Origin of the sequence: Arthrobacter alpinus (assembly GCF_900105965.1) — a bacterium.
Classification (GTDB): domain Bacteria; phylum Actinomycetota; class Actinomycetes; order Actinomycetales; family Micrococcaceae; genus Specibacter; species Specibacter alpinus.
This window is the reverse complement of record NZ_FNTV01000001.1, coordinates 1,071,406-1,097,040: the sequence shown is the minus strand read 5'-3', so window position 1 is coordinate 1,097,040 and position 25,635 is coordinate 1,071,406. Positions and strand designations below refer to the sequence as shown.

Annotated in this window: 23 protein-coding genes, 1 pseudogene and 1 riboswitch; of the genes and pseudogenes, 1 reads left to right on the top strand and 23 read right to left on the bottom strand. The window is 62.0% G+C overall.

The annotated features are described in order from the left end of the window. Positions 1 to 24: 24 nt before the first annotated feature. From BLV41_RS05130 to hisI, 10 genes and pseudogenes are all read right to left on the bottom strand, one after another. A complete protein-coding gene (locus BLV41_RS05130) occupies positions 25 to 1,479 on the bottom strand; it encodes a glutamate synthase subunit beta (protein WP_074710863.1) in 1,455 nt (484 codons plus the stop codon). After that, positions 1,472 to 6,036: pseudogene (gene gltB / locus BLV41_RS05125) on the bottom strand (glutamate synthase large subunit). Before gltB ends, BLV41_RS05130 begins: the two are co-directional and overlap by 8 nt. A 563-nt stretch (positions 6,037 to 6,599) precedes the next feature. Continuing rightward, positions 6,600 to 7,661 carry a prolipoprotein diacylglyceryl transferase gene (gene lgt / locus BLV41_RS05120; RefSeq protein ID WP_074710862.1) on the bottom strand — a complete coding sequence of 354 codons (1,062 nt, stop codon included), beginning with the start codon at positions 7,659 to 7,661 and terminating at the stop codon, positions 6,600 to 6,602. After that, complete coding sequence (gene trpA, locus BLV41_RS05115; RefSeq protein WP_074710861.1) at positions 7,658 to 8,506, bottom strand: tryptophan synthase subunit alpha; 849 nt, start codon at positions 8,504 to 8,506, stop codon at positions 7,658 to 7,660. Before trpA ends, lgt begins: the two co-directional genes overlap by 4 nt. Beyond that, positions 8,499 to 9,944 (bottom strand): tryptophan synthase subunit beta, encoded by a 1,446-nt coding sequence (trpB, locus tag BLV41_RS05110; protein WP_074710860.1) that lies wholly within the window; start codon positions 9,942 to 9,944, stop codon positions 8,499 to 8,501. Before trpB ends, trpA begins: the two co-directional genes overlap by 8 nt. 187 nt (positions 9,945 to 10,131) lie before the next feature. After that, positions 10,132 to 10,947, bottom strand: a complete 816-nt coding sequence (trpC, locus tag BLV41_RS05105; protein WP_074710859.1) for an indole-3-glycerol phosphate synthase TrpC — start codon at positions 10,945 to 10,947, stop codon at positions 10,132 to 10,134. A 2-nt stretch (positions 10,948 to 10,949) separates the two neighbouring features. After that, positions 10,950 to 11,225 carry an HGxxPAAW family protein gene (locus BLV41_RS05100; RefSeq protein ID WP_044570810.1) on the bottom strand — a complete coding sequence of 92 codons (276 nt, stop codon included), beginning with the start codon at positions 11,223 to 11,225 and terminating at the stop codon, positions 10,950 to 10,952. Between the two features lie 99 nt (positions 11,226 to 11,324). Next, entirely contained in the window at positions 11,325 to 11,936 is a 612-nt protein-coding gene (locus BLV41_RS05095; protein WP_074710858.1) for a Trp biosynthesis-associated membrane protein, read from the bottom strand. Then, positions 11,933 to 13,486 (bottom strand): anthranilate synthase component I, encoded by a 1,554-nt coding sequence (locus BLV41_RS05090; protein WP_074710857.1) that lies wholly within the window; start codon positions 13,484 to 13,486, stop codon positions 11,933 to 11,935. Before BLV41_RS05090 ends, BLV41_RS05095 begins: the two co-directional genes overlap by 4 nt. A 55-nt stretch (positions 13,487 to 13,541) precedes the next feature. Next, complete coding sequence (hisI, locus tag BLV41_RS05085) at positions 13,542 to 13,958, bottom strand: phosphoribosyl-AMP cyclohydrolase (protein WP_074710856.1); 417 nt, start codon at positions 13,956 to 13,958, stop codon at positions 13,542 to 13,544. Between the two features lie 159 nt (positions 13,959 to 14,117). Here hisI and BLV41_RS05080 point away from each other — a divergent pair, with 159 nt between their 5' ends. Continuing rightward, positions 14,118 to 14,762 carry a TIGR03085 family metal-binding protein gene (locus BLV41_RS05080; protein ID WP_044570868.1) on the top strand — a complete coding sequence of 215 codons (645 nt, stop codon included), beginning with the start codon at positions 14,118 to 14,120 and terminating at the stop codon, positions 14,760 to 14,762. An 80-nt stretch (positions 14,763 to 14,842) separates the two neighbouring features. Here the strand turns inward: BLV41_RS05080 and hisF are convergent, their stop codons facing one another. From hisF to def, 13 genes are all read right to left on the bottom strand, one after another. Further along, positions 14,843 to 15,613: an imidazole glycerol phosphate synthase subunit HisF gene (hisF, locus tag BLV41_RS05075; protein ID WP_074710855.1), complete on the bottom strand. Its 771-nt coding sequence runs from the start codon at positions 15,611 to 15,613 to the stop codon at positions 14,843 to 14,845. A gap of 12 nt (positions 15,614 to 15,625) precedes the next feature. Beyond that, positions 15,626 to 16,471, bottom strand: coding sequence for an ATP phosphoribosyltransferase (hisG, locus tag BLV41_RS05070; RefSeq protein ID WP_074710854.1), 846 nt, complete (start codon positions 16,469 to 16,471; stop codon positions 15,626 to 15,628). A 90-nt stretch (positions 16,472 to 16,561) separates the two neighbouring features. Further along, positions 16,562 to 16,825, bottom strand: coding sequence for a phosphoribosyl-ATP diphosphatase (locus tag BLV41_RS05065; RefSeq protein WP_044570795.1), 264 nt, complete (start codon positions 16,823 to 16,825; stop codon positions 16,562 to 16,564). Between the two features lie 169 nt (positions 16,826 to 16,994). After that, positions 16,995 to 17,483, bottom strand: a complete 489-nt coding sequence (ribH, locus tag BLV41_RS05060) for a 6,7-dimethyl-8-ribityllumazine synthase (RefSeq protein ID WP_074710853.1) — start codon at positions 17,481 to 17,483, stop codon at positions 16,995 to 16,997. Continuing rightward, positions 17,480 to 18,154, bottom strand: coding sequence for a GTP cyclohydrolase II (locus BLV41_RS05055; protein ID WP_074710852.1), 675 nt, complete (start codon positions 18,152 to 18,154; stop codon positions 17,480 to 17,482). Before BLV41_RS05055 ends, ribH begins: the two co-directional genes overlap by 4 nt. After that, positions 18,151 to 18,789 carry a 3,4-dihydroxy-2-butanone-4-phosphate synthase gene (ribB, locus tag BLV41_RS05050; RefSeq protein ID WP_074710851.1) on the bottom strand — a complete coding sequence of 213 codons (639 nt, stop codon included), beginning with the start codon at positions 18,787 to 18,789 and terminating at the stop codon, positions 18,151 to 18,153. The genes BLV41_RS05055 and ribB overlap by 4 nt, the downstream gene beginning before the upstream one ends. Next, a complete protein-coding gene (locus tag BLV41_RS05045; protein ID WP_074710850.1) occupies positions 18,786 to 19,433 on the bottom strand; it encodes a riboflavin synthase in 648 nt (215 codons plus the stop codon). The genes ribB and BLV41_RS05045 overlap by 4 nt, the downstream gene beginning before the upstream one ends. A 2-nt stretch (positions 19,434 to 19,435) precedes the next feature. Beyond that, the gene (gene ribD / locus BLV41_RS05040) at positions 19,436 to 20,593 is read right to left on the bottom strand and encodes a bifunctional diaminohydroxyphosphoribosylaminopyrimidine deaminase/5-amino-6-(5-phosphoribosylamino)uracil reductase RibD (protein WP_083360605.1); all 1,158 of its coding nucleotides are present in this window, start codon (positions 20,591 to 20,593) and stop codon (positions 19,436 to 19,438) included. Continuing rightward, a complete protein-coding gene (gene pnuC / locus BLV41_RS05035; RefSeq protein ID WP_074710849.1) occupies positions 20,590 to 21,330 on the bottom strand; it encodes a nicotinamide riboside transporter PnuC in 741 nt (246 codons plus the stop codon). Before pnuC ends, ribD begins: the two co-directional genes overlap by 4 nt. A gap of 128 nt (positions 21,331 to 21,458) precedes the next feature. After that, positions 21,459 to 21,603, bottom strand: a riboswitch (FMN riboswitch). Between the two features lie 133 nt (positions 21,604 to 21,736). Next, positions 21,737 to 22,414: a ribulose-phosphate 3-epimerase gene (rpe, locus tag BLV41_RS05030; RefSeq protein WP_074710848.1), complete on the bottom strand. Its 678-nt coding sequence runs from the start codon at positions 22,412 to 22,414 to the stop codon at positions 21,737 to 21,739. A 110-nt stretch (positions 22,415 to 22,524) separates the two neighbouring features. Then, positions 22,525 to 24,090, bottom strand: coding sequence for an RsmB/NOP family class I SAM-dependent RNA methyltransferase (locus BLV41_RS05025; RefSeq protein ID WP_074710847.1), 1,566 nt, complete (start codon positions 24,088 to 24,090; stop codon positions 22,525 to 22,527). Continuing rightward, positions 24,087 to 25,007, bottom strand: a complete 921-nt coding sequence (locus tag BLV41_RS05020) for a methionyl-tRNA formyltransferase (RefSeq protein ID WP_074710846.1) — start codon at positions 25,005 to 25,007, stop codon at positions 24,087 to 24,089. The genes BLV41_RS05025 and BLV41_RS05020 overlap by 4 nt, the downstream gene beginning before the upstream one ends. Then, the gene (gene def, locus BLV41_RS05015; RefSeq protein WP_074710845.1) at positions 25,004 to 25,567 is read right to left on the bottom strand and encodes a peptide deformylase; all 564 of its coding nucleotides are present in this window, start codon (positions 25,565 to 25,567) and stop codon (positions 25,004 to 25,006) included. Before def ends, BLV41_RS05020 begins: the two co-directional genes overlap by 4 nt. Positions 25,568 to 25,635 lie beyond the last annotated feature (68 nt).

Genomic DNA, 25,635 nt, shown 5'->3' with positions numbered 1-25,635 from the left:
AATGACAGCCTATCGCTTTTGCTACTAGACCCGGATAGCCGAATCACTGGGTGAGACAGGAGCCGGCAGGAAAGTCTCTCCCATGAGGAACTTATCGACGGCCGCGGCACAGGCCCGGCCCTCAGCAATGGCCCACACAATCAGTGACTGGCCGCGCCCTGCATCGCCCGCAACAAACACGCCCTCGCGGCTCGACATGTAGTAACCATCTCGTTTCACATTTGAGCGGGAGTCCAATGTCACGGGCAACTGGTGTGTCAATTCAGCCGATTCCGGACCCGTAAATCCGAGCGCCAGGAACACCAGATCGGCGGGAATGACGCGTTCGGTACCTTCCTTGGGTACACGACGGCCACCAACAAACGCAGTCTCTGCGATCTTCAGTCCGGTGAGGACACCATTTTCGCCCAAGAATTCAACGGTCGACGCCAAGTAGCTGCGCTCACCGCCTTCCTCATGCGCACTGGCCACCTCGAAAAGGTTCGGGAAGGTGGGCCAAGGCTGGTCTACGGAACGGTCCGACGGCGGCTGCTGGCCAATGGCCAAGGTAGTCACCGAGGCGGCCTGCTGGCGGTGTGCCGTACCAATGCAGTCCGCGCCGGTGTCGCCACCACCCAAGATTACGACGTGCTTGCCACGGGCATCGATTTGGCCCACGAGCTCGTCCCCTGCCACAGCCTTGTTGCCCTGAACCAGGTAATCCATGGCGAAGTGCACACCGTTGAGTCCACGGCCCGGGATGGGAAGGTCACGCGGCACAGTTGCCCCCGTGCAAACCACCACGGCGTCATAGCGTCGGCGCAGCTCGTCCCACCCAATGTCCTTGCCGACTTCAATGCCGGTGCGGAAGCGGGTGCCCTCTGCGGACATCTGCTCCACGCGGCGGTCAACGCTTTCCTTCTCCAGCTTGAAATCGGGGATGCCGTAACGCAGCAGGCCACCGATCCGGTCGTCACGCTCGTACACGGCAACCGTGTGTCCGGTGCGGGTCAGCTGCTGGGCTGCTGCGAGCCCTGCCGGTCCTGAACCAACGACGGCGACAGTCTTGCCCGTGAGGCGGGCCGGGGGCAACGGGTGCACCCAGTCCTGGTTGAAGGCCTCATCGATGATGGAAACCTCAACCTGCTTGATGGTCACGGCAGGCTGGTTGATCCCCAGCACACACGCCGATTCGCACGGAGCCGGGCACAAACGCCCGGTGAATTCCGGGAAGTTGTTCGTGGCGTGCAGGCGCTCAATGGCCTCCTGGCCCTTGCCGCGCCACGTGAGGTCGTTCCACTCGGGGATCAAATTCCCCAAAGGGCAGCCCTGGTGGCAGAACGGTACGCCACAGTCCATGCAGCGGCCGGCCTGGGACTTCAAAACGCCCTGTTCCTGTGCCTCGTAGACTTCCTTCCAGTCCATGATGCGGACCGGAACGGGGCGGCGGGTCTGGGTGATGCGTTCCCGATTGTTCAAGAAACCGTGCGGATCAGCCACCGGTGACCTCCAAAATTTTCTGCCAGACGGTTGCGCCGTCCGGGTCTTCGCCCAGCTCGGCTGCTGCCAAGCGGGTTTCCAATACTGCTGCGTAATCGCGCGGAAGCACCTTGGTGAAACGAGCCACGGTTTTCGGGAAGTCCGCCAGCAAGGCTGCTGCGGTCTCCGATTCCGTCTCATCAACATGGCGCTGCAACAGCGAGCGGACCAATTCCTGATCGGCGCCGTCGAGCCCAAGCAGCTTGAGTTCTCCGGAGTCCAGTGAGACCTTGTTGACGTGGCTGGGCACCAGGTCCAAAACGAAAGCCGTACCACCGGACATGCCGGCACCAAAGTTACGTCCCGTGGGGCCAAGGATCAAGGTGCGGCCACCTGTCATGTACTCGCAACCGTGGTCACCAATACCTTCAACGACGGCCGTCGCGCCGGAGTTGCGGACCAAGAACCGCTCCCCCACAATTCCGCGAAGGAACATCTCGCCACTCGTGGCACCGTAGCCAATCACGTTACCGGCAATGACGTTCTCAGCTGCCACGAACGGGCTGCTGCGGTCCGGGCGGACGGTGATCCGGCCACCGGAAAGGCCCTTTCCAACATAGTCGTTGGCATCGCCGAGCAGACGCAGCGTGATGCCGGCCGGCAGGAACGCGCCCAATGACTGGCCGGCCTGGCCCGTCAGTGTCACATCGATCGTGTCCGGACCCAGCACATCAATGCCGAACGTCTTGGTCACATGGTGGCCCAACAGGGTACCGACGGACCTGTCTGTGTTGATGACCGGGACACTGATCTTGACCGGAGCACGGTCGCTCAGGGCCTCGGCACTCATGGTGATCAGTTGCTGGTCAAAGTGCTTGTCCAGCTCGTGGTTCTGGTTCGTCAGGTGACGCACCGGAGCACTTGCCGGCACGCCAGCATCGGAGAGAATGGGGCTCAAGTCCAGGCCCTCGGTCTTCCAGTGGTTCAGCGCGGCCTTGATATCGAGCGTACTGGACTGGCCAATTGCTTCCTCGAGGCTGCGGAAACCGAGTTCGGCCAGAAGTTCGCGGACTTCCTCCGCCAGGAACTCGAAGAAGTTGACAACGAATTCGGGCTTGCCGGTGAAGCGCTGGCGAAGCTCGGGGTTCTGTGTGGCAACACCGACGGGGCAGGTGTCAAGGTGGCAAACACGCATCATGACACAGCCGGAAACCACCAGCGGTGCCGTGGCGAAACCGTATTCCTCGGCACCAAGCAGCGCCGCGATGATGACGTCGCGGCCGGTCTTGAGCTGACCGTCAACCTGAACCACGACCCGCTCGCGCAGCCCGTTCAGGCGCAGCGTCTGCTGGGTTTCGGCCAAGCCCAACTCCCATGGCATGCCCGCATGCTTGAGGGAGTTCAGCGGGCTGGCGCCGGTTCCGCCGTCGTGCCCTGAAACCAGTACGACGTCGGCCTTGGCCTTGGTCACGCCGGAAGCCACCGTGCCTATCCCCATTTCGGAGACAAGCTTCACGTGAACACGGGCACTCGGGTTGGCGCGCTTGCAGTCGTAAATGAGCTGCGCCAGGTCCTCGATCGAGTAGATGTCGTGGTGCGGCGGCGGCGAGATCAAGCCAACACCGGGTGTGGAGTGACGCGTTTCGGCGATCCACGGGTAAACCTTTTTGGCCATGAGCTGGCCGCCCTCGCCGGGCTTGGCGCCCTGGGCCATCTTGATCTGGATGTCTTCGGCGTTTGTCAGGTACAAGCTGGTGACGCCGAAACGGCCCGAGGCCACCTGCTTGATGGCGCTGCGACGCTCGGGGTCCAGGAGTCGCTCAACGTCCTCGCCGCCTTCACCGGTGTTGGACTTGGCGCCCAATCGGTTCATGGCGATGGCGAGGGTCTGGTGAGCCTCCTGGGAGATGGAGCCATAGCTCATGGCACCGGTGGAGAAACGCTTCACAATGCTGCTGACAGATTCAACCTCGTCCAGCGGCACGGGCGGACGCTGTCCGTCCTTGAAAGTGAGCAGGCCGCGGAAGGTCATGAGCTTGTTGGACTGCTCATCAACGCCCAGCGTGTACTTCTTGAAGATGTCATAGCGGCGCTCACGCGTGGCGTGCTGCAGGCGGAACACCGTATCCGGGTTGAACAGGTGCGGTTCGCCGTCACGGCGCCACTGGTATTCGCCGCCACCAAGGAGCGGACGGTGCGGAACGTCCACACCATCAACGGGGTACGCAAGGATGTGGCGTGCGGAAACTTCCTTGGCGATGACGTCAAGGCCTACACCGCCGAGCTGGGACACGGTGCCGGTGAAGTACTCGTTGATGAGTTCCTGGGACAGACCCAGGGCTTCAAAGGTCTGTGCACCACAGTAAGAAGCTACCGTGGAGATGCCCATCTTGGACATGATCTTCAAGACGCCCTTGCCCAGGCCCTTGATCAGGTTCCGGACACCCTCATTTGGGGTGACCCCGGTGACGTCCTCATTGCGGATGAGTTCCTCAACCGATTCCATGGCCAGGTAAGGGTTGACGGCGGCGGCACCGTAACCAACCAGAACCGCTACGTGGTGAACCTCGCGGACGTCGCCGGCCTCAACTACCAGGGAAACCTTGGTGCGGTTGGCGCTGCGCAACAAGTGGTGGTGCACGGCACTTAGGAGCAACAGTGACGGGATGGGGGCCCACACAGCGGAGGAATCCCTGTCGGAAAGCACAATGTACTGCACGCCGCGGTTGATGGCGCCGGAGATTTGCTCACCAATCTCGGAGAGGCGGGCGCGCAAGGCGGGCGCACCACCGTCGACCTTGTACAGGCCGCGGACCTTCATGGAGATCTTTTCGCCGCCGGAGCCATCGGCTGCCAACGGGGTTTCCATGTTGGCGATCTTGGCCAGATCGTCGTTGTCGATCACGGGGAAGTTCAGCGCCAACTGCGGCGCGGTGACCTTGTTGCGTGAGAGCAGGTTTCCCTGGGGGCCGATCGTGCTGTGCAGGGAGGTAACCAGTTCCTCGCGGATTGCATCCAGAGGCGGGTTGGTCACCTGTGCAAACTGCTGCACAAAGTAATCAAAGAGCAGGCGCGGGCGCTCGGACAGCACGGCAACGGGAGTGTCTGTTCCCATGGCACCAAGCGGCTCAGCGCCGGCCTTGGCCATGGGGCCCAACATGATCTTCAGCTCTTCGGTGGTGTAACCAAAAGTGCGCTGACGGTGCAGAACTGAGGAACTCGTGTGAACAATGTGCTCACGCTCCGGCAGATCCGCAAGCTGGATGGTGTTTTCCTTGGCCCAGGTCTCGTACGGGTGCGCCGCGGCGATCTCAGCCTTGACCGTCTCATCACTGATGAGCTCACCCTTGTCGGTGTCAACCAGGAACATGGTGCCGGGAGAGACACGGCCCTTCTTCACGATTGTTGCCGGATCCAGTTCCAGAACGCCAACCTCGGACGCCAGAACAACCAAACCATCATCGGTGACCCAGAAGCGTGCCGGACGCAGGCCGTTGCGGTCAAGCGTGGCACCAACCAAGTTGCCGTCGGTGAAGGACACGGCGGCCGGACCGTCCCACGGTTCCATCATGAGGGAGTGGTACTCATAGAACGCCTTGCGGGCCGGATCCATCGTGGCATGGTTTTCCCACGCCTCGGGAATCATCATCATGACAGCCTCGGTGATGGGACGCCCTGAGAGCCACAACAGCTCGGCAACCTCATCAAAGGAAGCAGAGTCCGATGCACCGGGGGTGCAAATGGGGAAGAGTTCCTCGGGGTATCCCCCAGCAGCGGGTGCGCCATGGTGGACTGGCGGGCGCGCATCCAGTTCCGGTTGCCCTTCACGGTGTTGATTTCACCGTTGTGAGCAATGGTGCGGAACGGCTGGGCCAACGGCCAGGACGGGAAGGTATTCGTGGAGAAGCGGGAGTGCACAATGGCCAGCTTGGTGGCGAAGCGCGGATCGGACAGATCCGGGTAGAACGGCTCCAGCTGGGCAGTTGTCAGCATGCCCTTGTACACAATGGTTTTGGAGGAGAACGACGGGAAGTACACGCCGAACTTCTGCTGGGCACGCTTGCGCAGACGGAAGGCCTTGCCGTCAAGGACGTTGGCGCTGCGGGCATCCAGCGGCTGAGCCGGCTCTTTGGTCAAGGCTACAAACATCTGGCTGAAGTACGGCATGCACGCGATGGCACTGGCACCGACCATGTCGCTGACAACGGGAACCTCGCGCCAGCCAAGAACACGAAGTCCTTCGCTTTCAGCCAAGGCCTCCATGCCGGATTTTGCTACGGCGAGCTCAGCGTCTTCAACCGGCAAAAATGCTGTACCCACGGCGTAACTGCCCAGGGGTGGCAGCTCAAAGCCAACTACGGCGCGGAAGAACTCGTCGGGGAGCTGAATCAAGATGCCGGCACCGTCGCCGGTTCCCTCGTCGGCACCGACTGCCCCGCGGTGTTCAAGGTTGCGCAGGGCAACGAGGGCCTTCTGCACAATGTCATGTTCCGGAGTGCCACGGAGGGTGGCCACGATGGCCAAACCACAAGCGTCCTTCTCGGACTCCGGGCGGTAGAGTCCCGCCTGCTCCGGCATGCCGGCGAAGCGGGTGAACGGCGATACGGCCGGTGTCTTGTGGGAGTCACGCGCTGTATTCGTAGTCACGACGTGTTAGTCCTTCCCCTTGTTAGAGCGATTCGTGGGGACGACGCTGGCCCGTGCGTTGGGAAAGCGGATCTTCCTCAACGGTGCTGCTGTGTTGATGTACTGCTGATGATGTATTGCTGTTGAGTGGCGTATAACCGACCGCTTGTGTTGCGTAGGGCATTTGCACAATCGCCGGGGGATATTTGGGTCACAACTCCCGTCCGGCGTTTTTTACTATATAGCCGTGCGAACCGTGGAAATATACGTATCTTAGAATCTGACACAATCTGCATGATCAGTAATATTTATGAAGACTCGATTTCTGGAAAAGTGCGGGATCGTGCGTAATCTTACGAATGGGAGCCATTTGAGGCGCCTGTGTACCTTTTCTGGTCACCCACGATGTGCGCCAGGCATGAAAAAGGCGGCCCGGGTGGTCCCGGGCCGCCTTTTTCTATTGTCTTCTCAGTGCCGCTGGCTAGAAGAGCCGCCAGATGCTGGTGAATCTTGGGTTACTTGCCCGCGGAGGGCTTCCCTCCGTGCACCTTGCCTTCGGGAGCATCCTTGCTAGAGGTGTCGTCGCCCGCAGCATGCTCCGCGGTGGCAGTGTCAGCCGCCGCGTCCACGGCGCTCGGTGCCGCACCAGCTGAGGCGGTGGCGCCGTCGTCGACCTTGGCGGACTCCGCAGCGGGCGCCTTGGCCGCCAGGTACACGGACTCCTGATCCTTGCCGCGGTTGGAGAAGGTGATAATCAGGAAGACCACCAGTGCCGCAAGGAACACGAAAATGCTGGTCCAGACGTTCAGGCGGGTGGTGATGCCGAACAGCGTGATCTGCTCGGCGGTGTCGATGCGCAGCATTTCAATCCAGACGCGCCCTGCCGTGTAGATCATGGCATACAGCAGGAACAGGCGTCCGCTGCGGAGACGCAGCTTACGGTCGATCAGCAGCAGGGCGGCAACGCCCAGCAGGTTCCAGATGCACTCATAGAGGAACGTGGGGTGGAACAGCGTATCGGGGCTGTAGCCGGCAGGCACGAATTCCGGCGAGACACTCAAGCCCCACGGAAGCGTGGTGGGACCGCCGAAGAGTTCCTGGTTGAAGTAGTTGCCCCATCGGCCCAGGGCCTGGGCCAGAAGAATTCCAGGTGCCGCGGCATCAATAAATGCCGAAATCTTCACGTTTGCACGGCGGCAGCCGATCCACGCGCCAACCACACCCAGGACAACGGCACCCCAAATACCCAGACCACCAAGCCAGATCTGCGGAATCAGGGACAGATCGCCCGTGCCGTCAAAGCCCGGACCAAAGTAAGCCTCCGGGGAGGAGAACACATGGTAGAGCCGGCCGCCGATGATGCCGAAGGGAATGGCCCAGATGGCAATGTCCCAGATGGATCCCTCCGGGCCGCCACGGCGCTTCCACCGACGGTCCGTTAGCCACAATGCGGCGACGATGCCGGCAAGAATGCACAACGCGTAAGCATGGATGCGCAGCGGGCCAAGATCAAAACCCGACCAGGACGGGGCCGGGATGGCGGCGGCTGCGGCCTGCGGCACCAACGCGGCGATCATGCGCTTGCCGCTTCAGTTGTTGCTGCGTCAAAACCAGTGCTTAGTTCCTTAGCCAGGGCTGCGACAGCGGGCACGCCGCCATCGCGAAGCGCAGCCACAAGGGCAGTCCCGACGATGACACCGTCGGCATAGGCTGCAATTTCACGAACATGGGCGGCCTTGGAAACACCCAAGCCAACGCACGCGCGCTCGGCGCCGGCAGCGTGAGCTGCGGCAACCACGGCTTCAGCGGCGCTGGAGACCACGGTGCGAGCACCCGTGACACCCATGATGGAAACGGCGTAAACAAAGCCGCGCGTAGCCTCAACGGTCATGGCGACGCGTTCGGGCGTGGAGGACGGTGCCACCAAGAAGACCCGGTCAAGTCCATACTTGTCCGATGCCGCGAACCATTCGGCGGCCTCGTCAGGAATCAGGTCAGGAGTAATGAGCCCGGCTCCCCCAGCCTCAGCCAAGCGGCGGGAGAATTCATCCACGCCCATGCGCATCACCGGGTTCCAGTAGGTCATGACCAGAACGGTTGCATCGGTTTCGGCTGTAATGGCTGCAACCACATCGAAAACGTCTGCAACGTGGAAGCCGTTGTTCAACGCCTGCGTGGTTGCTGCCTGAATCACCGAACCGTCCATAACGGGGTCCGAGTACGGGATACCGATTTCAATGATGTCGGCACCGTTGCGGGCCAGCGCAATGGCCGCGTCAATGGAAGTCTGCTTATCGGGGAAGCCTGCGGGCAGGTAGGCAATGAGTGCCTTGCGGCCTGCGGACCGGGCCCGTTCGATTGCTTCAGCAGACTTGCTGACAACGCTCACAGGGGTGTCCGGGCTGATGTTGCTCTCACTCATTGCTGGCATCCTCTGCGGTGATATCCATGGCTTCTGCCGTCGTGGCTTCGGTGCTTGCGCCGGCACCATGGGCTGCGCCCTTGGCCGTGCGCGTGGACAACATGGTGCCCTTGACGTTTCCGTCCTCATCCAGCAAACCAAACCAATCGGCTGCCGTCTGGACATCCTTGTCACCGCGGCCGGAGAGGTTCACGATGACAACCACGTCTTCCGGGTTTTCGGCGTCGGCAACAAGGCGCTGACCAACCTTAAGTGCGCCAGCCAGGGCGTGTGAGGATTCGATGGCCGGGATGATGCCTTCTGTACGGCACAACAGTTTGAAGGCGTCCATGGCTTCGACGTCGGTGATGGCTTCATAGGTGACGCGGCCAAGATCTGCCAGGTAGGCGTGCTCCGGCCCAACGCCAGGGTAGTCCAGACCTGCCGAGATGGAGTGCGACTCGATGGTCTGGCCGTCCTCATCTTGCATAAGGTAGGAGCGTGCACCGTGCAAGACGCCGGGGCGGCCGAGGGTGATGGTGGCCGCATGGCGGCCAGTCTCAACACCATCGCCGGCAGCTTCAAAGCCGTAGATTTTCACGGCAGCATCGTCCAGGAAGCCGTGGAACAAACCAATCGCGTTGGAACCGCCACCGATGCATGCGCAGACGGCGTCCGGCAGACGGCCAATTTGCTCAATGATCTGGCCACGGGCTTCTTCGCCAATGACTTCGTGGAAGAACCGGACCATGGCCGGGAACGGGTGGGCACCGGACACCGTGCCGAGCACGTAGTGGGTGTTTTCAACGTTGGCGACCCAGTCACGCAGGGCATCGTTGATGGCATCCTTAAGTGTCTGGGACCCGTTGGTTACGGGAACCACGGTGGCGCCCAGCAACTGCATACGAGCCACGTTCAACGCCTGGCGGCGGCAGTCCTCTGCGCCCATGTACACCACGCATTCAAGGCCCAACAAGGCCGCAGCCGTGGCGCTGGCAACGCCATGCTGGCCGGCACCGGTCTCGGCGATGATGCGGGTCTTTCCCATGCGCTTGGCGAGCAGGGCCTGGCCCAACACGTTGTTGATCTTGTGTGAGCCGGTGTGGTTGAGGTCTTCGCGCTTGAGGAAAACTCGTGCCCCGCCTGCGTGTGCGCTGAAACGCTTGGCCTCGGTGAGCAGTGAGGGGCGGCCGGAGTAGTTCTTGTTCAGCTCGGCAATCTCAGCCAGGAACTCGGGATCAACCTTGGCTTTTTCAAAAGTTTCCTCAATCTCATCCAGTGCCGCGATGAGGGATTCAGGCATCCAACGGCCGCCGTAGCTGCCAAAGTACGGTCCGGGAGCGTGCCGCAGGGACGGCTCCCGGGTAGATTCGGCAGGGACCGAGCCCTGCAAGAATGCTGTTGCCGGATCCACCATGTCGGCGGGATCCTGAGACGAAGCTGCTGGCACATGAGCCATCAGTTCCACCGTCCTGTTCTACGAATAATCGTGCGCTTATTTATCTATTGGCGGTTGTGCCGGACAAGCTGCTGCCGGTTACCCGCGGTGTTACAGAAAAATCTTTCGGTTCCTAATGAAGGGGAAGGCCTGCCCGTTACCGGACAAGCCCTCCCAGACAAGCATCTTCAACGCGAGAAGGCGTAGTTCAGCGGGTCCTGATTGCTTGAGCCCCTACGGCCTTGAATTCGGCGATGCGCTCCCGCGGTGTGGAATCTTTAACCAGCGCCTCGCCCACCAAAATGGCGTTGGCTCCGTGGGCGCCGTAATGCTCAACATCGGAGGCGTCGCGGACGCCGGATTCGGCCACCACAATGGCTCCGGCGGGAATGTTGCCAGCGAGGGCGGCAAACACTCCGCGGTCCACGTCGAGGGTTTTCAGGTTGCGGACGTTGATGCCAATGATCTTGGCGTCAACGGCCACCGCCCGCTTGATTTCCTCGGCGGTGTGGGTTTCCACCACGGCGTTCATCCCGAGCTCATGAGTCAAGGCCAGGTAGCTGCGCAGCTCCTCATCGCTGAGCGCTGCAACAATCAACAGCACCAGATCGGCACCGTGGGCGCGGGCTTCCCAGATCATGTACTCATCGCAGGTGAAGTCCTTGCGGAGCACGGGGATGTCCACGGCTGCCTTCACGGCGTCCAGGTCCGCCAGGGAACCGCCGAAGCGGCGCTCCTCGGTAAGTACGCTGATGATGGAGGCCCCGCCGTCACGGTAAAGACTCGCCAGTGCGGCAGGATCGCTGATCCCGGCTAGCTCACCCTTGGACGGGCTCTTGCGCTTGACCTCTGCAATGACCTTCAGGTCGCTGCGATCAGGCAAGGGTCCGCCCAGTGCCGTCCAGGCGTCCAACGCCGGAGCCACATGCTTGACGCGCTCCTGCAACTCGGCCAGGCTGACTTGGGCTTGGCGGGCCTGCATGTCCTCGCGGACGCCGTCGACGATCTCCAGCAATACGCTCACTGCTAGTGGCCGGTGTTCTTCAGCTTGCTTCCACCAACGCCGTAGCCTGCAGCACGCAGGACCGGGCCCAAGATGACGCCAACAACAATGACGCCCACGCCGATCCAGAACAACAAGGTTGCGCTCTCGCCGATAACAAAAGCTACGCAGCTCACGAGGGCACCAATCAGCATGACGCCTACGCTTGACCACGCTGCCGGGCTGTTGCCATGACCAATCTCAATGCTGTGATCAACGGGTTCCTGTACGGATACTGATGCAGCCGACTTGTTGCTCATTGGTAAATCTCCCTATTTAACGCGGATACTAAAAATACATTCTGCCATTACTTGTCCGTGGAAGCGCAAAGGTGCGCACTCCGCGGACGTGTGCCGCACCTATGCGGTGGGGTCCTCGCCGCGACTGAGCTGGTCCCAATGGTCAATCTCATCGATCGGGCCATCCGATTCGGTGGCGCTTTCCTGCTTGGCGGCATCATATTTGCTGCGTACCTTCCAGTTGCGGCCAAACCACAGAACCAAGAGCGTTGCCAGCCCAAGAACAACTGCCGCCACAATGGCCAGCACGGGGAAGATGGTCGCCGTCGCATCCGAGGGCTGGCCCTCAATGCCTGTTGCGGTACCGACCTCGGTCATGGCCGCTGCCGCCGGATCCAGCACAATGCCAAGAACGACGGCGACAATTCCCGCCGCACTGAGGAAGACAATGCAGCTGGTAACGATCCGCGCCACCTTTCCGGCGATGGAGGTAGCCACGGCACCGGCAAGGGCCACCATGGCGAGGGCGGAAACGGCGACGGCCGCCTTATTGCCGGGAATGTCCAGATCTGTCTGGGCCACCTCGCCCTGGGCGATGGCAACATGGATCCAGGTCTGCGTGGTGGTGCCAAAGACTGCCAACGCTGCGAGGATCGCCAGCAGGATCAGGCTTGCTTTGCGCTGCCAAAACGGTACGCGCTTGGCAGTTGTGTGCGGAAGTTCCGTGGTCATGATTGTGCAGCCGCGCTTTCATCGAGGTCTCGCAGTGAGGCGGCGGCATAAACCGCCCGCAGAGGCGCTGCCGCCTTGTTGACGGTTTCCATGGCCTCGGTTTCGTTGACTGAATCTGCCACGATACCGCCACCGGCCTGGACATAGGCCTTGCCATTGCGCAGCAGTGCCGAGCGGATGGCGATGGCCATGTCCATGTCTCCGGCGAAGTCCAGGTAACCCACAACTCCCCCGTAGATGCCGCGTCGGTGCGGTTCAAGTTCATCCAGGAGGCTCAACGCGCGCGGCTTGGGGGCACCGGAGAGGGTGCCGGCCGGGAATGTTGCGGCCAGCACATCGTAGGCGCTCTTGTCCGGGCTGAGTGTGCCCACCACTGTGGAGACGAGGTGCATGATGTGGCTAAAACGTTCCACCTCCATGAACTGGGTGACGTCCACGGTTCCAGGTTCGCAGACCTTGGACAGATCGTTGCGGGAGAGGTCTACGAGCATCAGGTGTTCGGAGCGTTCCTTTTCATCTGCAAGCAAGTCCTTGGCCAGCCAGATGTCTTCCTCCGTGGTGCCACCGCGTGGGCGTGAGCCGGCGATGGGGTGCGTGATGACTTCCTCACCGAGCACGCTCACGAGAGCCTCCGGGGAGGATCCTACGATCGAGTACGGCTGCCCTTGGGCGTCCTCGAAGCTGTAGAGGTACATGTAAGGGCTGGGGTTTGTGTTGCGCAGGACCCGGTACACATCCAGTGCGGATGCCTCGCAGACCATTTCAAAGCGGCGCGAAACCACCACTTGGAACACCTCGCCGTCAACTATGGCCACCTTGGCCTTGTCGAGGGCCTTGAGGTACTCATTACGGTCCCAGCGTTCTTCAACACTGTCGGCAAAGCTGGCGGCCGGAACATCCAGGACGGACATGGGCTGGGCAACCGGGATCCGCAGCTGGTCCACCATGCCGCGGACCCGGCCCACGGCGTCGTGCCAGGCCGCGTCCACGTTCTCATCGGTTCCGTTGGCGTTGATGGCGTTGGCGATCAACATGAGCGTGCCCTCGTTGTTGTCATGGACAGCCATGTCAGCAACGAGGTTCAACGCCAGCTCGGGCAGCTGGAGGTCATCGGGCGGAGGCGTCGGCAGCTTCTCCCAGTGCCTTACGGACTCCCATCCCACAAAGCCAACCAGGCCGGAGGTAAACGGCGGCAGGCCGGCCAAGCGTTCGGTAGCCAGCAACTTCAGCGTGGCCTCCATGGCGGCCACGGGGTTGCCCTCGAGGGGCACGCCGGCCGGGGGCTCACCCTGCCAGAACGCCCCGCCGTCGTTGGTTGTGAGCGTTGCGCTGGAACGCACGCCAATGAACGAGTAACGCGACCACACACCACCTGCGGCAGCCGATTCCATCAAGAAGGTGCCAGGGGCGCCAGCCGCCAGGGACCGGTACAGGCCAATGGGCGTTTGGGCGTCGGCAAGGACTTTCAAATGGACAGGAACAACCCGGCGGCTGCGAGCCAACTCCCGGAATTCCGCCAGAGAGGGGCTGATGACACCTAAATCTTGCATGGAATGAAAGGCTTTCTTGAGTCAAGCGGTGGATGAAGCGAGGGGCCGGTGCGGGCTAAGCGCCCCGATGGCCCACGACGGCGGCGAGCTCGCGGCCGTCAAAGCAGGTGGTGGTTCCGGTGTGGCAGGCCGCGCCCACCTGGTCGACGTTGATCAACAGTGCATCGCCATCGCAGTCAAGGGCAACGGACTTGACGAACTGGAAGTGGCCGGAGGTATCGCCCTTGCGCCAATATTCCTGGCGTGAGCGTGAGTAGAACGTGACGCGACCTTCGCTGAGCGTGCGGCGCAGGGCCTCATCATCCATCCAGCCGAGCATCAAGACTTCCTTGGAATCGTGCTGCTGGATGATGGCTGCAACCAGGCCGGCGGCATCGTGCTTGAGCCTTGCGGCAACATCGGCCGGCAGGTCGAGGGGCGGCTGCCCGGCGGATTCCACCGGAGTTGACTGGGGTTCTGGGCTTTGTGGCATCGCCACCAATTCTAGTGCCAGACGGGCCTTCAAAAGCCATCCGGGGCCCCGATGCGAAGCAATTGCGGTCGTGTTGGATGGGTTGGTTAGGTAACTAGGCGGCGCCTCGCGGCGGTTCTAGGTGCCACGACGGGCGAATACATGCTAATTTCACAAGTGATGCGATTTGTAGAACCTTCCCGTGAAGTCCTCGCCGAGACCCTGCTGGCAGCTGGGCCTGGTGCCGACACGCTCTGCGACGGGTGGCGCACCCAGGAACTGGCCGCTCACTTATACCTGCGCGAACACAACCCGCGCGCCGGGTTGGGCATGGTTTTGAAACCCTGGAAGAAGGCCACCGACAAGGCCATTGCAAAGCTTGCTGCCGAATCAAGCACCTCAGAAACATTTGCCGCCCTTGTGGCGAAGTTCCGGGCCGGCCCGCCCAAGTTGTCACCCTTCGCCTTGAAGGCAGTTGACCACAGCGCAAACCTCATTGAATTCTTCGTCCACACCGAGGATGTTCGCCGCGCCTCAGACCGCTGGGCACCACGCACTCTCGATGCCGCCTATTCAGAAGTGCTCTGGGCGGATCTGGTCAAGCGCGCGGCAATCTTGTACCGCAGCGTAGATCTCGGCATTGTGCTGGTGAATCCGGAGGGGCCCCGCCACGTCGCCAAACGCGCACCGGTCTCCGTGGCCATCATCGGCGACCCCGGGGAGCTCCTGATGCATGCCAACGGCCGCACCGGCCATGCTCTGGTCTCTTTCGAAGGACAACCCGATGCCGTGGCACTTCTCCAGACGGCCGACGTCGGATTTTAGCCGCGCTTTCTCGCAGTCCAGACACAAAGAAAACCACGCCTCCAAATTATTGAAGGCGTGGTTTTCTTGTGTTTGGACTGCTAGCGGACCTCGTAGCCTGCGTCGCGAATGGCCTTCTTAACATCGGCAATGGCACTGTCCGGGCCGAAGTGGAACACCGAGGCGGCCAGCACGGCATTGGCACCGGCAGCAACCGCCGGCGGGAAGTGCTCCGGCTTGCCAGCACCGCCGGAGGCGATGATCGGGATGTGCACGGCGGCGCGAACCAGGCGGATGAGCTCCAGGTCGAAGCCCTCCTTGGTGCCGTCGGCGTCGATCGAGTTCAGCAGGATTTCGCCCACACCACGGTCGGCGGCCTCCTTGGCCCACTCGATGGCGTCCATGCCGGTGCCCTTGCGGCCACCGTGGGTTGTCACTTCAAAGCCCGACGGCGTGTTTCCGCCTTGGGTTCGGCGCGCGTCAACGCTGAGCACCAGGACCTGCGAGCCGAAGCGGTGGGTGATCTCGTCAATGACGGCCGGGCGGGCAATGGCTGCGGTGTTGATCGAGGCCTTGTCCGCGCCGAAACGCAACAGCTTGTCCACATCTGAGACCTCGCGGACTCCCCCGCCAACCGTCAGCGGGATGAAGATTTGCTCAGCGGCACGCGAGACAACGTCGAAGGTGGTCTCACGATTTCCGGAGGAGGCCGTCACATCAAGGAACGTCAGCTCATCGGCACCGGCCAAATCGTAGCGCTTGGCCAGTTCCACCGGATCGCCGGCGTCGCGCAGGTTCTGGAACTTGACACCCTTGACCACCCGGCCGGCGTCGACGTCCAGGCAAGGAATGACTCTGATGGCAACACTCATGGGTGTCTCCCCCTAGATGCGGCAGGCGTGGATGTTGCTGACCAGGATGGCGCGGGCGCCAAGGTCATACAGCTCGTCCATAATGCGGTTGGTGTCCTTGGACAGGACCATGGAGCGCACGGCAACCCAGTCGGTGTCGCGCAGAGGTGACACGGTGGGTGATTCCAGCCCTGGCGTCAGCGCGGTGGCCTTCTCCATGAGCTTCTTCGGCACGTCGTAGTCCAACAGGACGTACTGGCGGGCCACAAGAACGCTGTGCAGGCGGCGGATGAGAACTTCCACTCCCGCCGGCGGGGTGACCCCACGGCGACCGATCAGCAGGGCCTCGGAGTTCAGGATGGGCTCACCGAAGATTTCCATGCCGGCAGCCTTGAGTGTGCTTCCGGTTTCGACGACGTCGGCAATCGCATCGGCGACACCCAAACGAACCGAGGATTCCACAGCGCCGTCGAGGCGGACCACGGAGGCCTTGATGCCCAGCTCGGCCAGGTATTCACGCAGCAGACCATCGTAACTGGTGGCCAGGCGCTTGCCTTCGAGCTCGGCGGCACTGCTGAAGTCGCCTACCGGACCGGCGAAGCGAAAGGTGGACTTGGCGAAGCCCAGCGGCAGGAGTTCCTCGGCGTCGACCTGTGCATCCATGAGGAGGTCACGGCCCGTGATGCCTACATCCAGCGTGCCTGCCCCAACATAGATGGCGATATCGCGGGGGCGGAGGAAGAAGAATTCGACGTTGTTATCAACGTCAACCATGACCAGCTCCCGGGTATCGCGGCGCTGGCGGTAACCAGCCTCCGTCAACATCGCTGAGGCGGCTTCGGACAGGGAACCCTTGTTGGGAACGGCTACACGCAACATGATAAAAATCTTTCAGATCGGTCAAGCAAAAGGTTTCGGCACGGCAGTGCGTGCCACTTCAGGGTCACAACAAAACGCCACGGCATGTGGCTACAGATGCTTGTAAACGTCCTGAAGGGTCAAACCTTTTGCGATCATCATGACCTGCAGGTGGTAGAACAGCTGGGAAATCTCCTCGGCGCAGGCTTCTTCCGATTCATACTCGGCGGCCATCCACACCTCGGCGGCTTCCTCAACCACTTTCTTGCCGATACCGTGGACGCCAGAATCAATTTCGGCAACGGTACGGGAGCCAGCGGGCCGGGCTGCGGCTTTCTCACTGAGCTCTTCAAAAAGGGATTCGAAGGTCTTCACGCACTACACCTTACTTGCTTCCTACTGCGTTCGCGGATTTTGAGACACCCTAAGTCCACGATGTGAACACGAAGAAGCGCTATCTGGTGCATAACCGCACCTTGTCCGCTTACACGTGGTTGGGCAACCTCGCATAAGCGGACAAGGCACGGTTTTGGGCCACATGCCTCTAGACGCCCAGCTGAGCCAGCGTCACGGCGGTGGCCAGGGCGGCTGTCACGGCCTCGTGACCCTTGTCTTCGACCGAACCGGGCAGGCCCGCGCGGTCCAGGCCCTGCTGCTCGGTGTCGCAGGTCAGCACGCCAAAGCCCACCGGGACGCCGGTGCGGACGCTGACATCTGTCAGGCCCATGGTGGCAGCCTGGCAAACATAGTCAAAGTGCGGTGTTCCGCCACGAATGACAACACCCAAGGCAACGACGGCGTCGTAGCTGGCCGCGAGCCGTGCAGCCGCCACGGGGAGTTCAAAACTTCCGGGGACGCGCACAACTGTCGGGTTTTCAATGCCCGCGTCGGCCGCACCACGCAGGGCACCGGCCAGCAGACCGTCCATGATTTCCGTGTGCCAGCTGGCGGCAACGATGGCCAGTTTCAGGGATCCGGCCTGTGACTTTTCTTCCGAGTTGAAACCGATGACTGGTGCTCCGTGACCGCTCATGTCGTGGGTCCTTTCCGAGTGTTTAAGGTAGTGGGGGTGTTGGTGATGGACAAGGCGTGACGCATGCGGTCCCGTTTGGTTTTCAGGTACCGCAGATTCTCTGCCCGCGCAGGGACTTCCGTGGGCACAACGCGGGCAACGTCAATGCCGTGTTTTGCGAGATCTTCTTGCTTGAGCGGGTTGTTGCTCAACAAGGCAATGCGGGTCAGCCCCATGGAATGCAGAATTTCAGCAGCGGCCGTGTAGTCGCGTGCATCGACAGGAAGGCCCAGTTGCTCGTTGGCCTCGACGGTGTCGGCACCGGCCTCCTGCAGACTATAGGCACGCATCTTGTTTGCGAGCCCAATGCCGCGACCCTCATGTCCGCGCAAATACAGCAGGGTGCCACCGTGGCGATTGATCATCGACAGGGCGTAGTCCAGTTGTTCGCCGCAGTCACAGCGGTAGGAGCCAAAAACATCCCCGGTCAGGCATTCCGAGTGCAGACGAACCAGAGGTGCGTCGGCGTCGGTTGTTTCGCCTGGCCCGGTGGCTGATTCACCCGGTGCCGTGAGGCTGAGGTGTTCGGCGCCGGTCTCGGCATCGATCCAGGCCTGTGCCTCAAACATTCCGAAGCGGGTAGGCAGCTGCACCACAGGCCCACCCGTCACGGCGCCTGCCGGCTTGCTCATGCGGACTCTCCCTCGCGTGCTGCCCTGTATTCGACCAGATCCTCGATGGAAATCAGCACCAGACCGTGCTCGTCAGCGAATTCTCGCAGTCCGTGCAGGCGCACCATTTCACCGGAGTCATCCACCACTTCGGCGATGACTCCCACGGGCGCACACCCTGCCAGCTTGCAAAGGTCAACGGCCGCTTCTGTGTGCCCGGGGCGCTGCCTGACTCCACCTGCCACGGCCCGCAACGGGAAGATGTGCCCGGGACGGGTCACGTTCCGGGGCGTAGAGAGCGGGTCCGCCAAGACCTTCACGGTCAGGGACCGGTCTGTGGCGCTAATGCCCGTGGTGACACCCTGGGCAGCATCGCAGCTTACCGTGTAGGCGGTGCCTTTGGCGTCTTGGTTGTCCACCACCATGGGTGGCAGTGCCATCCGGTCAGCGTCGGAGTGTTCCATGGGGACGCAGATGACCCCTGAGCTGTAGCGAATGGTCCAGCCCATGAGCGCCGGCGTGCTGTGTTCGGCGGCGAAGATGATGTCGCCTTCGTTTTCGCGGTCCTCGTCGTCGACAACCAGCACGGCTTCTCCGCGGGCAATGGCCTCGATGGCCAGCGATACCGGGTCCAGAAGTGTCAGGGCCCGGCTCATGCTGCACCGCCCCCGGTGTGAGCGGCGTTGAGGGTGCTGAACTCGAGCAGGCGCTGAGCGTACTTGGCCAGCACATCCACCTCTAGGTTGACCGTGCCCCCCACTGCCTTCTGACCCAGTCCGGTCTTGGCCAAGGTCACAGGGATGAGTCCCACTTCGAACCACTGCTCCGGCTCGCTGGCCGGGCTCACAGCTGTCACGGTGAGAGACACTCCGTCGATGGCGATGGAGCCTTTTTCGGCGATGTACGGTGACAACTCACGCGGAACAGAAAAACGCAGTCTGTCCCACTTGCCTTGATTTTCACGTTCAACGAGCGCACCGACACCGTCAACGTGCCCCTGGACTACGTGCCCGTCCAGTCGTCCACCCGCGACAACGCAGCGTTCCAGGTTGACCTCGTCGCCGGCACGCAATTCGCCGGTGGTGGTGCGCAGGAGAGTTTCACCCATGACATCGACTTCGATGGTTCCATCAGCCAACGCCACAGCGGTCAGGCAGACGCCGTTGATGGCCAGCGAGCCGCCCAAGTCCATACCGTCAAGCACATCACCGGCTTGAACTGCAAGTACCGCGCTGTCTGTTTCCGGGTGTTGTTCAATCCGAACAACGGTTCCGCGGCCTTCAATAATTCCTGTGAACATATTCAGTTTCCTTCTTCGCTGGAGGACTTCGCCGGCATCAGCGTCAATTTCAGATCGGGGCCCAGCAACTCGACGGGACCGGATGTTGTGGCATCCCATTCCCATCGCTGAGCGTCGGCAAGGGTGCCAATGCCAAGATCGGTCAGGGCAGGAATGCCGGCACCGAGGAGGGTTGGGGCAAGGTAAACCACAAGCTCGTCAACCAGGCCCTTGGCCAGGAACGCCGCATTGATCTTCGCACCACCCTCGATCATGAGGTGGCCTACGCCTCGCCCATGCAATTCGTGCACAACCTCGGCTGGATCGTGGGTGTGCAGGGCCAGGAAGTCATCGGCACCCAACCGGTCAGGGGTGCTGGGTGTCCCAGCCCTGCCGCGGACGGCGGCGTCAGCCGGGATCTCCCGCAAGCCCATGACTACCCGGATGGGCTGCTGCTCGGCGTCGGACCCGTCGGCCGCGCGCGCCGTCAGGCGGGGATTGTCTGCCAAGACCGTTTCCGTCCCCACCACGATGGCATCGACCCGGGCCCGCAGTTCGTGAGAGTCCAGACGGGACTCTTCCGAGGTGATCCATTGGCTGGTGCCGTCCGCTGCGGCGATGCGGCCGTCAACGGTCTGGGCGAGCCTGGCCGTGATGAAGGGACGCTTTTCCTTGACGGCAATAAACCACTGCCGGTTCAAGTCTTCGGCTTCCACGGCCATGAGGCCCATGCGGACGTTGATGCCTTCGTTGTGGAGAATTTCGGCTCCTCCTGCGGCGGGCAGGTGGGGATCCCGGACAGCGAAAACTACGTTGCCGATGCCGGCGTCGAGTATGGCCTGGGTGCAGGGCCCGGTGCGGCCCAAGTGACTGCACGGCTCTAACGTAATGATTAGCGTTGCCGCCGAGAGATCGCGCTTGACGCCGGTGCCCAGGAGGCGATTGATGACGTCGGCTTCGGCGTGCGGAGTTCCGGCGCCACGGTGGTAACCAATGGCGAGGAAGGTGCCATCGGCGTCGATGATGGCCGCACCGACCAAAGGATTGGAACCGCGCACGCCTTGGCGGGCTGCGGACAGGGCCGTTTCCATACCCAGAATCTCTGCGGCAGTAAATTGCTCATTCTCAGAACTGTAGGGGTCTGTTCCGAAGGAACCGTGGTTCAAATTGCCGAAGTTCATGAGTTGGCCTTTCTATTGCCCACAGTGATGTCAGGGAAGGTGGTGTCGACCGAAACGCGGCGGGCTTGCGCATCGGTGGTGTGCCGCACCCTCCACCATACGAAGAATCCGGCCAGAGTAAAGGCGCCGTAGAAGATGTACATGAAGGCTGAGGCAAAATAGCCGGCGCTGAAGAGCAGGGGCACGCCCACTAGGTCAACTGCGACCCAGATGAGCCAGAATTCAACCCAGCCCTTGGCCATTCCGTACGTGGCCAGCAGTGATCCCATGAAGATCCAGGCATCGGCCCACACCGGTTCATAGGATCCCAGGGCCCGGAAGATGGGGGTGAGGATGGCCGTTCCGGCGATCATGGTGGCGACCAGTAGCCAGCGGACGCGGGTCCCGGCCCAGCGGGGGGCTACCGCCTCGCCCACGTGAGTGCCGTCGTCGCCCTTCTGGTGGCGGGTTTGGTTCCAGCGATGCCAGCCGTAGATGGAGACCGCGATGAACATGATTTGGCGGCCGGCCTGGCCCAGCAGGTTGACGTGATCGGCCGAGCCGAAGACGGAACCCATGAAGACTGTGAACAACAGGACGTTGCCGACGATGCCCACAGGCCATGCCCAGATTTTACGGCGCATACCGCCGAGGGCGCTGGCGAGCCCGAAGAGATTGCCTATGACTTCACGCCACAGGAGGAACCCGCCACCGGCGAATTCAAGCTTGGCGTCAAAGAGCCATCGCAGAAAGTCCATCGTTACCTTTACCCTTTCAAGACCGCGATGGCTCCGGGGGTAACGTACAGCGAGGCTCGCCTCAAAGCAAGGATCCAGGCAGAGTTCAAGACTCCACTACTGCACCCCTGACCTGACGGCCATGACTGTTCGTGCTTCTCCCATCCAGACTTTAACTGTCGGTTCCGGAATTTCACCAGATCAACCGTTCGCGGCAAACTGTTTCCAGCTTGCTGCGCGCGGGTCGCGGACTATAACCGCCGGTTCGGAATTACACCGACCCCGGAGCACGTGATACTTCTTGTTCTTAGCCCGCAGATGCGGGCTTTGGTCAATGGTACGACACCTTGAAGCTGCCATACTCAATGTTTACTTTATGTGTAAGGCGCGCCGGGTCAAATTCATTCCCGCGCGCCTCCGGCCACCTTTAGCGAAAGGCGAGTTGGCCTTTGGCACGGAGTGAATCAATGGCCTCAGCCGGTGACGAAGTTCCGTAGACGGCCGAACCTGCAACGAAAACATTCGCGCCGGCCTCGGCGGCACGGGTGATGGTTTCCTCGGTAATGCCACCATCCACCTGAATGGCCACGTTGAGGCCGCTACCTTCGACCGCGGCGCGGGCGCGGCGGATCTTGGGCAGGGTGACGTCGAGGAAGGCCTGGCCGCCGAAGCCTGGTTCCACTGTCATGATCAAGAGCATGTCCAGCTCGCCCAAAAGGTCCAGGTAAGGCTCGATGGGTGTGGCTGGGCGCAAGGCCATGCCCGCCTTGGAACCCCTGGCCCGCAATTCCCGGGCCAGCTTGATGGGGGCGCTGGATGCTTCCACGTGGAACGTCACCGAAGCGAGGCCGGCATCCGCGTACAGGGGTGCCCAACGGTCCACATCGGAAATCATCAGGTGGGCGTCCAGGGGCACGGGGCTGATCTGCTGGATCCGCTCAACCACGGGAAGGCCAATGGTTAGATTCGGCACAAAATGATTGTCCATGACGTCAACGTGAACTGCGTCAGCGTTGGCGATCCTGCCCAGCTCTGCTTCAAGGTTGACGAAGTCAGCGGACAGAATGCTGGGGTTGATGCAGCATGTGGGCGTTGGGTTAGTCATGAAGGAACCTCTCGGTGTGCGGGCAGTGCGGGGATGTCCGGACTGGGCGTTCCTCAAAGTGTTAGGCCTTGGGGACACCCAGCCCGGCGGGGCAGATCAGGTGCTGCGGGTCAGTTCTTGCGGATCAGCGCAATGAACATGGCGTCGCTGCTGTGCAGGTGCGGCCACAGCTGAGCCATCTTCTGGTGTGCCGCGATGGGCGATTCCGGGTTGCCGGCACGCAGATCTCCACTGAGGCTGACAGCGTCAAGGGCGGCACCGGCGTCGAGCAGTTCAACGTCCGTGCGCTTGCGCATGGCGTCCTCAACAACTGCCACGGTTTCGGCCACATGCGGCGAACAGGTCACATAGGCCACCACGCCACCGGGCTTGAGCGCATCAAGGGCAGAGGTGAGCAACTCTCGCTGCAGCGGACCGAGCTCGGAAACATCCGAGAGCTTGCGGCGCCACCGTGATTCGGGGCGGCGGCGCAGGGCACCAAGACCCGTGCACGGTGCATCGACCAGGATTCGGTCAAACGATCCCGGGTGCTCCGTGCCAATGTCCCGGCCGTCACCGGTGCGAACCGTCCACGTGTCCTGCGGAACGGCAACGAGTGCCTGCGAGACCAATTTGGCACGGTGGGCAGAGGGCTCATTGGCAAGAATCCAGGCACCCTTTTCGGCTGCGAGGGCCGCCAACAGGGCTGCCTTGCCGCCCGGGCCGGCGCACATGTCAAGCCAGCGCTCTTCGCCGTCGGCGAGTTCTGAGGTGATCTCGACGGCGGCCAGGGCGCGGGCCACCAGCTGTGAGCCGGCGTCCTGAACACGGACAGAACCATCACGAACGCTCTCCAGTCGGCTCAAATCGCCACCGGAGGACAGCGCGGAATCCTTCACCAGCTCACCGGGAGTGAACCCGGCGTCGAAGGCCTCGGTGAGGTCTCCCAAGCCGGGCAGGGCAACGAGATTCACGACAGGAGCGGCGTTGTCGGCTTCCAGCAAGGCAGTTATTTCAGAAACGTCACGGCCGTGGGCTACGAGAGCCTGGCGCAGGGCCCGCACAATCCATTCCGGGTGCGAGTGCTCGATCGAGGCAATCTTGACGTCGTCGCTGAGACCGTCGGTGAGCTCGGCCAACCATTCGGGCATTTCCTTGGCGGCGACCTTGCGCAGCACAGCATTGACCAGACCGGAGGGACCGGCGCCAATCACGGCACGTGCCAGGCCAACGGTCTGATCCAGGGCGGCGTGGGTTGGTACGCGCATGGCCATGAGCTGGTGGGCCCCGATGCGAAGCGCGTCCAGGATGGCCGGGTCCAGCTCGCTGAGCGGGCGGTCCACGCATTTGGCCAGGATGGCATCGTACGTTCCTTGGGCACGCAAGGCGCCGTAGGTCAGTTCCGTGGCGAAACCTGCGTCGCGGCGGTCCAGCCCGTGGCGACGGATGCGGGTGGGCAGTACAAGGTTGGCGTAGGCATCGTCTGCAGAGACGGCGCGCAGCACTTCAAAGGCCACCAACCGTGCGGGATCGGCAATACGGGTGCGTTCACCCGGCGCAGTTTCGGTGCGGTTGCGGCCGGTGCTGCGGTTGCGTTCGCGTCCCGCATCGTCACGACGCCGGACACCTCCTAGGCCCGAACCGCTCCCCTGCTGGTTGTTGCGGTGGCTCGAACGTCCGCCTTGCTCGCTGGTCATTCAAACACCACATCTTCCTTGTTGCCCAGGCCTCGTGCCCAGTCAGTAGCTTTCATTAGTTTTTTGCCTGCGGGCTGTACGTCCACGAGTTCTACGGCGTGTGAGCCGGTGCCAACCAGCACTGACTTGGCCTCGAAATGCAGCTGTGCGGGGGCAAGTCCGGTGATGTCGGTGCGCATGCCCACGGGGCCAAGCTTAAACCGTTGGCCGGCCAGCATGGTCCAGGCGCCTGGCTCGGTGGTCACGCCACGAATCCTACGGTTGATGGCCAACGCAGGATCACGCCATTGAACGTGGCCATCCTCCAAAGTGAGCTTCGGAGCCAGCGAGATTTCGCCTTGCTGGACAACTCCCGTCAGTCTTCCGGCGCCCAAGCCGTCGATGGTCTGGGCCAGTAGGGTGGCGCCGCTGTGGGAAAGCCGCTCCAGCAGTTCCGCGCTGGTGTCGGTGGGCCGGATGGCTTCGGTCATGGTTCCGTACACGGGGCCGGTGTCCAAGCCTTTTTCCAGCAGGAATGTGGACGCTCCGGTCACCTCGTCGCCATTAATAACGGCGTGCTGGACCGGTGCCGCACCTCGCCAGGCAGGCAGGAGCGAAAAGTGGAGATTGATCCAACCGTGCTCGGGAATGCTCAATGCGCTGGGTGGAATCAGGGCGCCGTAGGCCACTATGCCGGCAACCTCGGGCGCTGCGGCAGCAATGGCTGCGGAAGCCTCGGCGTCGATCTTGTCTGCCTTGATGATGGGCAGGCCCAACTCGGCTGCCCGGGCGGCAACGGGCGACGGCGTCATGACGCGTTTGCGTCCCAGCGGTGCGTCCGGGCGAGTCAGGACGGCGACGATCTCATGTCCTGCGGCACGCAAGGCTTCCAGGGAAGGCAGTGCTACGGCTGGTGTTCCGGCAAAGAGAACCCTCATTGGGCGGCGCCTGCACCAAATGCGGAGCCAACTGTGCGGGCACGCTTTGCCACGGTTTCGGCAGTGACGTCGTGGTAGTCGGCCATGCGGATGGCGCGAAGCGCTTCCTTGCGGTCATCGCCCTCGAGGCGGTCTACGTACAATTTTCCATCCAGGTGATCGGTTTCGTGTTGGAAGCACTTGGCCAGCATTCCGGTGGCTTCCATGTCGATGGGGTGGCCGTGCTTGTCCACGCCGGTGATCCGCACCCAGCGGTGACGGTTGACGGTGAACCCGAGTCCGGGCACAGAGAGGCACCCTTCCGGCTCACCCGGGGCCAGGTCGTCACTGGCCACGAGGATCGGATTAATGACATGGCCCTCATAGCCGTCAACGGAGTAGGTGAAGATTCGCTTGTTCACGCCAATCTGGGGTGCCGCCAAGCCCGCGCCTCGAACATCCGCCATGGTTTGGTGCATGTCGTCAATGAGTTTGGCGAGTTCAGGCCCGAAGGTTTTCACTTCTTCGGCAACGGTTCTCAGGACAGGGTCGCCGATGATGCGAATGCTCAGGATAGCCACGGGTGGGCACCTCACTTTGGTATTGACGCGAGACGGAAAGGGATCGCAAAACTGCTACCCGTCCAGTC